The 12,452-nt window shown below is 71.4% G+C and carries 10 protein-coding genes; 3 read left to right on the top strand and 7 right to left on the bottom strand.

What is annotated here, in order from left to right:
• Window positions 1-136: 136 nt before the first annotated feature.
• Entirely contained in the window at window positions 137-1,219 is a 1,083-nt protein-coding gene (locus tag ACIBF8_RS15810) for a Glu/Leu/Phe/Val dehydrogenase (protein ID WP_396783600.1), read from the top strand.
• A 301-nt stretch (window positions 1,220-1,520) separates the two neighbouring features.
• Complete coding sequence (locus tag ACIBF8_RS15805; RefSeq protein ID WP_030332207.1) at window positions 1,521-1,736, top strand: DUF3073 domain-containing protein; 216 nt, start codon at window positions 1,521-1,523, stop codon at window positions 1,734-1,736.
• A gap of 137 nt (window positions 1,737-1,873) precedes the next feature.
• Here ACIBF8_RS15805 and amcA read toward each other — a convergent pair whose 3' ends face one another.
• The 5 genes from amcA to ACIBF8_RS15780 all read right to left on the bottom strand — a co-directional run bounded on the left by amcA (window position 1,874) and on the right by ACIBF8_RS15780 (window position 6,575).
• Window positions 1,874-2,101 carry a multiple cyclophane-containing RiPP AmcA gene (gene amcA, locus ACIBF8_RS15800; RefSeq protein ID WP_396783599.1) on the bottom strand — a complete coding sequence of 76 codons (228 nt, stop codon included), beginning with the start codon at window positions 2,099-2,101 and terminating at the stop codon, window positions 1,874-1,876.
• Window positions 2,070-3,173, bottom strand: coding sequence for a cyclophane-forming radical SAM peptide maturase AmcB (gene amcB, locus ACIBF8_RS15795; protein ID WP_396783778.1), 1,104 nt, complete (start codon window positions 3,171-3,173; stop codon window positions 2,070-2,072). Before amcB ends, amcA begins: the two co-directional genes overlap by 32 nt.
• A 130-nt stretch (window positions 3,174-3,303) precedes the next feature.
• The gene (purM, locus tag ACIBF8_RS15790; RefSeq protein WP_396783597.1) at window positions 3,304-4,458 is read right to left on the bottom strand and encodes a phosphoribosylformylglycinamidine cyclo-ligase; all 1,155 of its coding nucleotides are present in this window, start codon (window positions 4,456-4,458) and stop codon (window positions 3,304-3,306) included.
• A gap of 57 nt (window positions 4,459-4,515) precedes the next feature.
• On the bottom strand, window positions 4,516-6,054 hold the full coding sequence (gene purF, locus ACIBF8_RS15785; protein WP_396783596.1) for an amidophosphoribosyltransferase: 1,539 nt from the start codon (window positions 6,052-6,054) through the stop codon (window positions 4,516-4,518).
• Between the two features lie 167 nt (window positions 6,055-6,221).
• On the bottom strand, window positions 6,222-6,575 hold the full coding sequence (locus ACIBF8_RS15780) for a sterol carrier family protein (protein ID WP_396783595.1): 354 nt from the start codon (window positions 6,573-6,575) through the stop codon (window positions 6,222-6,224).
• 161 nt (window positions 6,576-6,736) lie between these two features.
• Between ACIBF8_RS15780 and ACIBF8_RS15775 the strand changes: the two genes are divergently transcribed.
• Window positions 6,737-8,755 carry a hypothetical protein gene (locus ACIBF8_RS15775; RefSeq protein ID WP_396783593.1) on the top strand — a complete coding sequence of 673 codons (2,019 nt, stop codon included), beginning with the start codon at window positions 6,737-6,739 and terminating at the stop codon, window positions 8,753-8,755.
• 262 nt (window positions 8,756-9,017) lie between these two features.
• On the opposite strand, the gene ACIBF8_RS15770 is transcribed toward ACIBF8_RS15775, so the two are convergent.
• Both ACIBF8_RS15770 and purL read right to left on the bottom strand, forming a co-directional pair.
• A complete protein-coding gene (locus tag ACIBF8_RS15770; protein ID WP_396783592.1) occupies window positions 9,018-9,809 on the bottom strand; it encodes a 2-phosphosulfolactate phosphatase in 792 nt (263 codons plus the stop codon).
• Window positions 9,778-12,450, bottom strand: coding sequence for a phosphoribosylformylglycinamidine synthase subunit PurL (purL, locus tag ACIBF8_RS15765; protein ID WP_396783590.1), 2,673 nt, complete (start codon window positions 12,448-12,450; stop codon window positions 9,778-9,780). The genes ACIBF8_RS15770 and purL overlap by 32 nt, the downstream gene beginning before the upstream one ends.
• Window positions 12,451-12,452 lie beyond the last annotated feature (2 nt).

The following is a 12,452-nucleotide window of genomic DNA, read 5'->3' as shown; positions in this document are numbered from 1 at the left end:
CCGCAACGTGGGACGGCGGTGGCGCGTCGAGCGCCCGCGCGGCGGCCGATACTAGGCTCGATCACACCGGCAGCATCCCCGCCGGGGTCCACCAGGTCCGCGTCCCACAAGGACGCACCCACCGTAGGAGCCAACCATGGGCGTATTCGCGAGCACCGACGACCCGGTATCGACCGGTCACGAACAGGTCGTGTTCTGCCAGGACAAGCAGAGCGGCCTGAAGGCGATCATCGGGATCTACTCCACCGCGCTGGGCCCAGCGCTCGGCGGCACCCGCTTCTACCCGTACGACAGCGAGGACGACGCCCTCGCCGACGTGCTGGACCTGTCCCGCGGGATGGCCTACAAGAACGCGCTCGCCGGGCTGGACCTGGGCGGCGGCAAGGCCGTCATCTGGGGCGACCCGGAGCAGATCAAGAGCGAGGCGCTGCTGCGCGCGTACGGTCGCTTCGTGGAGTCGCTGGGCGGCCGCTACTACACCGCCTGCGACGTCGGCACGTACGTGGCGGACATGGACGTGGTGGCCCGGGAGACCCGTTACGTGACCGGGCGCAGCGTGGAGCACGGCGGTGCCGGTGACTCGTCGATCCTCACCGCCTGGGGCGTCTTCCAGGGGATGCGGGCCGCGGCGGAACACGTGTGGGGCACCCCGAGCCTGCGAGGGCGACGGGTCGGCGTGGCCGGCCTGGGCAAGGTCGGCAAGTACCTCACCGGGCACCTCCTGGAGGATGGCGCCGAGGTGGTCGCCACCGACGTCAACCCGAAGGCGCTGGCGTGGGTGCGCACCAACCACCCGCAGGTCACCCTGGTCGACGACGCCAGCGCGCTGGTCGCCGCGGACATCGACGTGTACGCGCCGTGCGCGCTCGGTGGCGCCCTGAACGACGACACCGTGCCGGCGCTGCGCGCCAAGGTGGTGGCCGGAGCGGCGAACAACCAGCTCGCCCACCCGGGCATCGAGAAGCTGCTGGCCGACCGGGGCATCCTCTACACCCCCGACTACGTGGTCAACGCGGGCGGCGTCATCCAGGTGGCCGACGAGATCGAGGGCTTCAACTTCGACCGGGCGAAGCTGCGGGCCACCCGGATCTACGACACCACCCGGGAGATCCTGCACCTGGCCGACGCCGAGGGCGTGCCGCCGGCCGTGGCCGCCGACCGACTGGCGGAGCGTCGGATGGCGGACGTCGGTCGGCTTCGGGCGATCCACCTCCGCTGAGCGTTCTCCGGGGGCGGATCGACGAGATCCGCCTCCGGGCCTCCCGTGCAGGCACGGCTCGGTAAGCTGAGGTCGGGTCAAATTTGATGCGGTTTGTCCGGTGTCACGGGTGCTAACCGTTCCGCTCCTTACCCGGTACACTGGGTAACGGCCGGATCGACGCGACGCGCAGAGCCGGCTGACGGTAACCCGAGGTGCCGAACGGTGGCATCCCCATGTACCGTAAGAGCCACGAGAGATGCCTGACGTCATCGGGGCCCGCCTTCGGGCTGCCCCGCATTCTGTGCGAGGGGGTCGAGCCATGGGGCGCGGCCGTGCTAAGGCCAAGCAGACAAAGGTGGCCCGGGAGTTGAAGTACCACTCCCCGAACACCGACCTCACCGCCTTGCAGCGCGAACTGGCGGGTGCTGGTAAGTCTGAGCACCACTTCGACGACGACTCTAAAGAGTTCGTCGACGACGATGATGAGGATCACGCGGACGACGATCCGGATCCCTGGGTCCGTCCGACCCGCTGACCTCTCGACGCAGCTGAGCACGCGGTAACCCCCGCGTGCTCACGCACGTCCCGTGCAGGTGCAGTCGCCGACGATCAGGGGCCTGGCCCGACCGGAGTCACTCCGGCCGTTCGACAGGCCCCTGACAACGGCTCCCCTCAGCGCGGGCGATTGTTCCAGTTGTAGAACGTCGGGATGTTCTCGAAGTGGTTCCAGGCGCAGACCGCGCTGGAGCCATCCCCGCCCGACACCTCCGAGCGCAGCCGGCGGGCGTCCTCGGCCTCCTGGAGCAGCGTGACGAGCGCAGGAGCCGCCTCCCGCACCCGTTCGGTGACTCCGTCGTCCGCTTCGCGCTCAGGCCGCCGGTGACTGGTGGTCTCGGGCATGCTCCAACACTCCCTCCAATAGGCGGATCTTGCTGTTGCGGCAGTGCTCGGTCTCCGTACCGTCAAAACGCCCCAGCTCGAAGTAACGGTTTGCGGCGTGGCCACCCCCGCAGAAGCCGAAGTACGGGCAGGACACCCGACACGCCTCCACCCCAGCCAGGAACTCCCCCACCCACGGCGTCGCCGCCGCACCGCTGAGGATCTGCGCCAACGGGGTCGTCAGCACGTTGCCGCTGCTGAAGTCGCCGTAGCGAGGGTCGGTGAAACCGGCCAACTCCGGGGAGAGCACGACCACCGAGCCGTCGTGACCGATCGTGGGAATCGGGTCCAGGTGGCGGGGCAGCACCCCGTCCGCCGAGTTGTCGAGCACCGCCGCGGCGTAGCGCAACGACCACTCGATCTCGCGGAGGTGAATCCGGGGCTCACGGCGCCACGCTCCGACCAACTCCGCCCAGAACGCGGACACCGCCGACGGGTCGTGGCGGTTGTCGCGGGTGTTGACCCCCTCGGTCTCCTCGATGTTGATGCCCAGCACGTCGCAGCCCAACTCGAGGAAGTAGTCGTACAGCTCGGTGGCGAGCCCTGGCTCCGGCCGGGACACCACGGCCAGCGCGGAGAAGGGCAGACCGCGACGGCGCAGCGCCGAGACGCCGCGCAGGATCCGGTCGTACGCCGGCTGACCACCCTGGTTGACCCGGTCGCCGTTGCGCGCCCGGGGCCCGTCGACGCTCACGCTCACCCGCATCTCGTGCCGGACGAAGAAGTCGCACCAGTCGTCGTCGATGAGAGTGGCGTTGGTCTGCACGTGGTGCTCGACCTCGGGCCCGAATGGTGCCATCAGATCGGCCAGGTGTTCCCGGCCGGCCGCCAACGGCTCGCCGCCGTGCCACACCACGGAGAACCGGCTGGTCGCCGCCCAGGGATTGACCGCCTCCGCGACCGCCTCGGCCACCGCCACCGGCATCCGGCGGTCGGCGGCCCGAAACGGCAGATAGCAGTACGCGCAGTCGAGATTGCAGAGGGTGGTGGGCTGCATGACGACGTACGACGGGACGGCGGCCAGACCGCGCATCCCGCTGAACGACTGTCCCCGAGCAGCCATCGCCCTCCTCCGCCTAGCCTGAGGGTGCCCTTCAGGCTAGGCGGCATTGGCCACTCGGGTGAAGCCCTGATCAGGTGCCCGTACGATCACCGGAGAGTGATCATCCTCGGGTGTGCTGACCAACCATCTGCACGTTGCCGGTGCCCTCGATGATCTCGCCGGCCTGCCACGCCTCGACCCCACGGCCGGTCAGGGTGGCCAGCGCCCGGTCGGCGTCCTCGGCCGACACGATCGCGAACATGCCGACGCCCATGTTGAAGGTCGACTCCATGTCCTGGTCGTCGATCCGACCCTTCGACTGGATCAGGTCGAAGATCGGCTGCGGCTTCCAGGTGGACCGGTTGACCACCGCGTCGACGTGCTCGGGCAGCACCCGGACCAGGTTGCCGGGGATGCCGCCGCCGGTGATGTGGGACAACGCCCGCACCTCGGCCTCGGCGATCAGCTTGAGGCAGTCCTTGGCGTAGATCTTGGTCGGGGTGAGCAGCTCCTCGCCGAGGGTCCGCTGCCGACCGAAGTCGTCGATCACGATGTCCAGTCGCATCCGGGCAGCGCCGAGCAGCACGTGCCGGACCAGCGAGTAGCCGTTGGAGTGCAGGCCGGACGAGCGCATGGCGATCACCGCGTCGCCCACCTCGACCCGGTCCGGGCTGAGGATGTCGGCTTCCTCGACCACGCCCACGCCGGTCGCGGAGATGTCGTACTCGTCCGGGCGCAGGACGCCGGGGTGCTCGGCGGTCTCCCCGCCCAGCAGCGCGCAGCCCGCGTACCGGCAGCCGTCGGCGATGCCCGCGCCGATCTCGGCGACCTTGTCCGGAACGACCTCGCCGGTGGCGATGTAGTCGAGCAGGAAGAGCGGCTCGGCGCCGCAGGCCACCAGGTCGTCCACCACCATCGCGACCAGGTCGATGCCGACCGTGTCGTGGATGTCCATCTGCTGGGCGATCACCAGCTTGGTGCCCACCCCGTCGGTGGAGGACGCCAGGATCGGGCTCTTGTACTTCTTCGTGTCGAGCCGGAACAGGCCGGCGAAGCCACCGAGGTCACCGAGCACCTCGGGGCGGCGGGTCTGCCGCACCTTCGACTTCAGCAGCTCCACCGCGCGGTCACCCGCGTCGATGGAGACGCCGGCGTCGGCGTACGAGACCGAGCGTTTGCGCGCCTGGCGGCCAGCACCGCCCGTCCAGGGCTGGCGGTCGCCGCCGGCGCCGGTCGGGCTGCTTCCTGCGCCGCTGCGCTCGGACACGTGCGTCACGGTTCTCCCCTTTGGTTCTCGGTGCCGCCGGCGGTAGCCGGGCCGCGCCGGTTGGTGCTACGGGCGGTTTGCGGTAACGCCACCCGGAGTGGCGACGGACGAGCCGTTGGTGTGCGGAGCGTCCGGCGCCGAGTTGGCGACGCGTCGGCCCACCCCTTCGAGCACGTGCTTGCCGATCAGGTTGCCGGCCGGCAACTCGATCGGGTACTCCCCATCGAAACACGCCCGACACAACCGGGTCTTCGGCTGCTCGGTCGCGGCGATCAGGCCAGGAAGCGAAACGTAGCCCAGCGTGTCGGCCCCGATGGAGCGCCGGATGCCGTCGTTGTCCAACCCGTTGGCCAGCAACTCCGCCCGGGTGGCGAAGTCGATGCCGTAGAAGCACGGCCAGCTGACCGGCGGCGAGGAGATCCGGACGTGCACCTCCAGCGCCCCCGCCTCGCGCAGCATCCGGACGATGGCGCGCTGGGTGTTGCCGCGCACGATCGAGTCGTCCACGACCACCAGCCGCTTGCCCCGGACGTTCTCCCGCAGCGGGTTGAGCTTGAGCCGGATGCCGAGCTGGCGCAGGGTCTGCGACGGCTGGATGAAGGTGCGCCCCACGTACGGGTTCTTCATCAGGCCGGCGCCGTAGGTGATGCCGGACGCCTCCGCGTAACCGATCGCGGCTGGCGTGCCCGACTCGGGCACCGGGATGACCAGGTCGGCCTCGACCGGGTGCTCCTTGGCCAACTGCCGACCGATCTGCACCCGCGCCGCGTGCACGTTGCGCCCGGCGATCGTGGCATCCGGGCGGGCGATGTAGACGTACTCGAAGAGGCAGCCCTTCGGCTCCGGCGCGGCGAACCGGGTGGAGCGCAGCCCGTTCTCGTCGATCGCGATCAGCTCGCCCGGCTCGACCTCGCGCACCACGCTGGCGCCGACGATGTCCAGTGCGGCCGTCTCACTGGCGACCACCCAGCCGCGCTCCAGGCGACCGAGCACCAGTGGGCGGACGCCGTGCGGATCACGGGCCGCGTAGAGGGTCGACTCGTCCATGAAGACGAAGCTGAACGCGCCGCGCAGCTGCGGCAGCACCTCCAGTGCGGCCGCCTCGACCGACAGGTCCGGTCGGCCGGCGAGCAGCATCGTCACCAGGGAGGTGTCGTTGGTCGACCCGTCCGCGATGAGACCGCGCTCGGCGACCTCCTTCTCCAGCTCGGCCGTGTTGACCAGGTTGCCGTTGTGGGCCAGCGCGATGGTCGTGCCGGCGGTGGTCGACCGGATCGTCGGCTGGGCGTTCTCCCAGTTCGATGCGCCGGTCGTGGAGTATCGGGCGTGCCCGATCGCCAGGTGACCGCGCAGGCTCGCCAGGGTGGGCTCGTCGAAGACCTGCGCCACCAGGCCAAGGTCCTTGTAGACCACCACGCCGGAACCATCGCTCACCGCGATGCCCGCCGCCTCCTGGCCGCGGTGCTGCAGTGCGTAGAGGCCGAAGTAGGTCAGATTGGCAACCTCTTCGCCGGGGGCCCAGACGCCGAAGACGCCACAGGCATCCTGGGGGCCAGGTCGTTGGGGGTCAAGGTCGTGGCTCAGCCGGCCGTCGCCTCGGGGCACCTACCGCTCCCTCATGCTGGTCTGGACCGGGCGGGCGGGATCACGGGCGGATCCACACTCCTCTGCCGGGACCACTGTCGTCGCCTGACAGTGTACGCGAATCGCCGTCAATACAGAAAGTCACGATCTCCCTGCCGAGCGTCACGCTGAGTGGGACATCGGAACAATTAGAGGGGCAGATACGCCGAGAGGTCCGCCCGGTTGCCGCTCACCTGGACGCGACCCTCAGTGATCGCCTCCGCCCAGCCAACCCTGCCGGTGGCCAGTTCCAACCAGGTATTCGCTGCCATCTCGACCACATTCGGCGGGTTTCCTCTGGTGTGTCGAGGCCCCGGTACGCACTGGATCGCCCCGTATGGTGGGACGCGCACCTCCACCGATCGGCCGGGGGCGCGCTCCGCGAGGACGGCCAACAACGACCGGACCGCCTCTCGGAACACCGTCCGTTCGGGCGTACGCCCCTCGTCGAGCGCCGACAAGGCGGCCGTAACGGCAGCGGACTTACTGTGCGGAGAGGACACGACGGGACGATACGACCCTCAGGCCAAACACGCGACGCTGGCCCTGGGTCGCGCTCATGCAGTCGGACAAGGCATAGTTGCCGACGGCGTATTCGTACCGTGATGATCCCCGGCCCGGCGCCCCGCCGGTCAGAGGGAAGTCAGCCCGGAAGGCGGTGGACGTGTCAACACACCGACGTGCCTGGAAGCAGCGGGCCGGTGTGGTCGTAGCGCTGGTTGCCGGCGCTCTGCTCGCCGTCCCCGCCACACCAGCCATGGCCGCAGATGTCGACGTTTCCCCCGGCTCGATCACCGTAAACGCGGGAAGCGACGCCACGATCACCGTGCGCGTCACTGGGGGTAATAACGACGAGTCGGCGAAGGTCAGCCTCTCCGGCCTGCCGTCCGGCGTCAGCTGCGCCAGTGGTTGCGGCGATGTCAAACTCTCCGGCGGCGGCCTGGGCAACCCGACAGGATCGGTGCTGGTCCGGATCGCGGCCAACGACAACGCTGGCGACGCGACCACGACCATCACGGTGGCGGTCGAGGCCCCTTCGGGCCCGGACACCGCCCCCGTCTCGCTGACCGTGAAGGGCAAGGCCGCGCCGCCGCCGCCGCAGAACCAGACCGTTCGGTCGATCTCCGGCAAGGTGATCTCGCAGGCGGACAGCAAGGCGGTCGCGAACGCCGTGGTCATGCTGCAGGACAGCACCGGCCGGCGGTTCGACACCACCAGCAACGGCAGCGGTGAATTCCGCTTCACCGGTACCACCGAGAGGCCGATCGCACCCGGCCGGATCGATCTGGGTGCCACGTTCGACAACGTGGTGGCCACCAAGACCATCAACGCCGCCGCGGGACAGTCTGTCACCGGGCAACGGATCAGCCTCGCGCTCAAGGTCGAGGTGACGCCCAGCGCCACTCCGTCCGCCACCCCCGAGGCCACTCCCACCGACGAGGCGACCGAGGAGGGCACCGAGGAGGAGCCCACCGAGGAGGCCAGCCAGGGCGCGCCGGCGAACGCCTCGAACAACGAGGACGGCGGCGGCTTCGGCTCGTACATGATCATTTTGCTCGGTGGTCTCCTGGTCGCGGCCGGTGTCGGCACGATCGTGCTGCTCTGGATGAAGCGCAAGGAGAACGACGACGACGACGCTCCGGCGGCCGCCGGTGGCGGCGGCGTGGTGCCGCCGTCGCGGGGCGGGTTCCGTGGCCCCGACGACCAGACGCGGGTGGTCGGTGGTCGCCCCGGCGTCGGCGCTGACCCGACCATGGTCGGCGGCGCGGCGCTGAGTGAGGCGCCGACGATGATGCACCGTCCGGTGGTCGACGACGTCCCACCGGACCCGTACGGCGCGCCCGCCCCGGCCTACGGCGGCGCGGCTCAGCAGGGCTGGGGTGGCGGCGGCTACGGCGACGAGCCAGCGCCCGGTGGTTACGGTGCCGGCGGTTACGGCAACGCGCCCGCCTCGGGCGGCGGCTACGGCGCTCCGGCCGGTCCGGAGGGCGGCTACGGTGCCGGTGCGGCCGGTGACCCCTACGGTGCCGCGCCCGGTTCGGGTGCCGGCTACGGCGGTGCTCCGGCCTCCGGCGGCGGCTACGGCAACGCCCCGGCCTCCGGCGGCGGCTACGGCTCCCGTGACTACAACGCCCCCGGTGGGACCGCCGCCTACCCGCCGGCTCCCGCTGGCGGACCGGCCTACGGCGAGCGGTTCGACGAGCCGACCGGCCGGTACACCGGCGACAGCACCCAGTACCCGGCCCCGGCCGACCCGTACGCCACCGGCGTCTACCAGCCCGAGCAGGGGCAGGGGTACGGCCAGCCCGATCCTGCCCCGTACGGCGGTCGCGCCGCCGAGCCGACCGCCGGGTATGGCGGTCCGGAGGCCGGCGGGTACGACCAGGGCGGCTACGGCCAACCGGCCGGCGGATACGACCAGGGCGGTAGCTACGGCCAGGAGCCTCCGCAGCAGCGCGGCGGCTACGACCAGGGCGGATACGACCAGGGCGGGTACGGTCAGCCCGCCGGCGGCTACGACCAGGGTGGCAACTACGGCCAGGAGCCTCCGCAGCAGCGCGGCGGCTACGACCAGGGCGGATACGACCAGGGCGGCTACGGTCAGCCCGCCGGCCGGAACCGGCCGGACGCCCCGCCACCGACCGAGCGCGGCGGTCGCCGCCTCGACTGGCTGGACGACTGACCCCGCCACAGCGCACGGAAACGGCCACCCGGGGAGTCCCGGGTGGCCGTTTCGCTTGCAAGACCAACTCGGCTTTCAGGAAGTCGGACCAACCCGCAGCCCTGGACACCCCGACTTCCTGAAAGCCGAGTTGATCAAGGGGTGCGGGCCGCACGCGGCGGGCGCGGCCAGGCGCGGACATGCGCGGACATGCGGCCAGGCGCGGCTAGGCGGACGAGGCGCGGCCAGGCGGACGAGGCGCGGTCAGGCGGACGAGGCGCGGTCAGGCGGCGGAGAAGACGCCCTGGTGGAGCACCGGTACGACGTCCGACACGCCGATCCGGACGGCGACATTCACGTCCTCGGCGAAGCCGCTCTCGGTCAGCTCCCGCCCGGAGACGCTGCCACGCACGGCGGCGGGCACATCCGGGGTGCTCGCCAGCGCGGCGAGCGCCATGGCCGCCTCCACCGAGAGCCCACCCGGCACGCCGGACAGGGCGTCCAGCACCGAGGCGGCGCCGAGTTGGTCCTCCACCGACGGGCGCAGCGAGCCGTCCGGCCACCGCTCCCCTGCGGCGATCACGCCGATCGGGGCCTCCACCGTGCCGTACCCCTGGCGGCGCAGCCAACGCCCGACGGCGCGTGCGTTGCGCAGGCACGCCGCGACCACCGGCAGGCCGGTGGCGCTGGCGGCGGCACTGATGGCGGAGCCGTTCGGTGAGGGCAGCACCAGGTCCGCCACCACGGGTGCGCTACTCAGCGCCGCGGGCGAGAGCGACCACGGATGCTCCACGGTCGTCTGCCGCCGGCCGACCGCAGCGGTCGCGCCGACCCGGACGGCGTACTCGGCGGCCTGCTCACCCCAGGGGAACGGGTGCACCCGCATGCCACGGGCGACCGCCACCTCGACGGCGGTGGTGAACGACAGGACGTCCACCACCACCAGCGCCGCGCAGACCCGACCGAGCTCGGCCGCCCCGGTCAGCCCCCAGTCGAACCGGGCACCGGAACCGGGTTGGCCGTAGACGGCGGCCGCCAACGCCTCAGCGCTCGTCAGGCGACGGCTCGGTGACACCGGAGTCAGACTCGGACGCCCCACCGGGCTGCTCCGACCCGATCGGCTCGACCGCGCCGGTCTCCGGGGAAGGACCCGAAGAAGCGATCGGCTCGGAGACCACCTCGGCCGGGTCGACCGGCTCGGCCGGTGCGGCGGCCGGCAGCGGGACGGCCTCGACCGCACCCGCCACACCAGCGGCCGGCGCGGACACGTCGACGGCCGCCGAGCCCCCGAAGAGGCGTGGCAGCGTCTCGGTGTGCGCGGCGCGCAGCTCGTCCAGACCGATCCGGAACTGACCGTGCACCTCGAGCGCCCCGCCGGACGGGTCGGTGACGCCGATCAGCTCGAACGGCACGCCCCGCTCGGCGCAGAGCGCCGCGAACGCCTTGTCGTGGCCGCGCGGCACCGAGACCAGCGCCCGCGTGGCGGACTCGCTGAACAGGTACACGAACGGCATCGAGCCCTCGGTGAACTGCTCCGGCACCGCGACCCGGGCACCGACGCCGCGACGCAGGCAGGACTCGACCAGGCTCTGCGCGAGACCCCCGTCGGAGAGGTCGTGTGCCGAGCTGAGGTGACCGACGCGGGCCGCCTCGGCCAGCAGGTCGGCGAGCGCCTTCTCCCGCGCGAGGTCCACCTGCGGCGGAATGCCGCCGAGGTGCTCGTGCGTCACCCAGGCCCACTCCGAGCCGGACAGCTCCACATTCGTCTCGCCGAGCAGGTAGAGCTGGTCGTGGTCGCCACCGGCACGCGGCACGAAGCCCATCGGGACCCGGTCGGCGACGTTGTCCAGCACACCCAGCACGCCGACCACCGGCGTCGGGTGGATGGCGGCCGCGCCGGTCTGGTTGTAGAAGCTGACGTTGCCGCCGGTCACCGGAATGCCCAGCTCCAGGCAGCCGTCCGCCAGGCCGCGCACGGCCTCGGCGAACTGCCACATCACGCCCGGGTCCTCCGGCGAGCCGAAGTTGAGGCAGTTGGTCACGGCGATCGGCTTCGCGCCGGTCACCGCCACGTTCCGGTACGCCTCAGCCAGGGCCAGCTTGGTGCCGTTGTACGGGTCAAGCCGGGCGTACCGACCGTTGCCGTCCACCGACAGCGCCACGCCGAGGCCGGTCCGCTCGTCGATCCGGATCACGCCGCCGTCCTCCGGCTGCGCGAGCACGGTGTTGCCCAGCACGTAGCGGTCGTACTGCTCGGTGACCCAGGTCTTGTCGGCCAGGTTTGGCGACGCGATCATGCGCAGCACGGTCTCCCGCAGCGCCTCCGGGTCGGCCGGGCGGGGCAGCGTCTCGGCCCGATCCGCCTGGAGCAGGATCAGGTCGGCCGGCTCACGCATCGGCCGGGCGTAGACCGGCCCGTCGTCGACCAGCGAACCCGGCGGTACGTCGACGACCAGGTGGTCCTGCCAGGTGATCAGCAGTCGACCCGGCCGGCCGTCCGGCTCCGGTGCGGTGACCTCGCCGATCGCGGTGGCGAGGACGCCCCACTTCTCGCAGGTCTTGAGTACCGCGTCGAGCTTGTCCGGCTCGACGACCAGCAACATCCGCTCCTGCGACTCGCTGGCCAGGATCTCGTGCGGGTCCATCGAGGGCTCGCGCAGCGGGACCCGCTCCAGCCAGACCCGCATGCCGGTGCCGGCCGCGGCGGCGGTCTCGGTGAGCGCGCAGGTCAGGCCGGCGCCGCCGAGGTCCTGGATGCCGACGACCAGTTGGCCGTCGTACAGCTCGAGGCACGCCTCGATCAGCAACTTCTCGGTGAACGGGTCGCCGACCTGCACGGCGGGTCGGCGGGCCTCGCTGCCCTCGTCGAAGGTGGCGCTGGCCAGCACCGACACGCCGCCGATGCCGTCGCGGCCGGTCTTGGCGCCCATCAGCACGACAACGTTGCCCGGGCCGGCGGCGGCTTTGTTCTGCAGCCGGTCGACCGGCAGCACGCCCAGGCAGAGCGCGTTGAGCAGCGGGTTGCCCTGGTAGGAGGGGTCGAAGACCAGCTCACCACCGATGTTGGGCAGACCCAGGCAGTTGCCGTAGCCGCCGACACCGGCGACCACGCCGGTGAGCACCCGGGCGGTGTCCGGGTGGTCCGCAGCACCGAAACGCAGCGGGTCCATCACCGCGACCGGGCGGGCGCCCATGGCGAGGATGTCCCGGACGATGCCGCCCACGCCGGTCGCCGCGCCCTGGTACGGCTCGACGAAGCTCGGGTGGTTGTGCGACTCGACCTTGAAGGTCACCGCCAGCTCGTCGGAGACCTGCACGACACCGGCGTTCTCGCCGATGCCGGCGAGCAGCCGGTCGCTGTGCGGGGCCTTCTCACCGAACTGCCGCAGGTGCACCTTGCTCGACTTGTACGAGCAGTGCTCGCTCCACATGATCGAGTACATGGCGAGCTCGGACTGCGTGGGCCGGCGGCCGAGGATCTGCCGGATCCGGTCGTACTCGTCGTCGCGCAGACCCAGCTCGGTGTACGGCTGAAGCTCGCCCGGGGTGCCACCGGCGCGCGGCACGGTGTCCACGCCCTCGGTCCAGACGGCGGCGGTCGGCTGGGCGGGAGCGGTCGCCGGTGCGACCGGCTGCGCCGGGCTCGGCTCGGCCGGCTGCGCCGGGGCGGAGTACGCCTCCGGTGTGTCCCGTACCGGGTCCGGATGGGTGGTCATGA

Origin of the sequence: Micromonospora sp. NPDC050276 (genome assembly GCF_044459545.1) — a bacterium.
Lineage (GTDB): Bacteria > Actinomycetota > Actinomycetes > Mycobacteriales > Micromonosporaceae > Micromonospora.
Note: the sequence above shows the minus strand (reverse complement) of the source record. Positions and strands in the feature narration are given on the sequence as shown.

What these genes read in the sequence shown, in the direction of transcription:
- ACIBF8_RS15810 (WP_396783600.1), top strand. Translation starts at nt 137, where the DNA reads ATGGGCGTATTCGCGAGCACCGACGACCCGGTATCGACCGGTCACGAA.
- ACIBF8_RS15805 (WP_030332207.1), top strand. Translation starts at nt 1,521, where the DNA reads ATGGGGCGCGGCCGTGCTAAGGCCAAGCAGACAAAGGTGGCCCGGGAG.
- purL (WP_396783590.1), bottom strand. Translation starts at nt 12,450, where the DNA reads ATGACCACCCATCCGGACCCGGTACGGGACACACCGGAGGCGTACTCC.
- amcA (WP_396783599.1), bottom strand. Translation starts at nt 2,101, where the DNA reads ATGCCCGAGACCACCAGTCACCGGCGGCCTGAGCGCGAAGCGGACGAC.
- amcB (WP_396783778.1), bottom strand. Translation starts at nt 3,173, where the DNA reads ATGCGCGGTCTGGCCGCCGTCCCGTCGTACGTCGTCATGCAGCCCACC.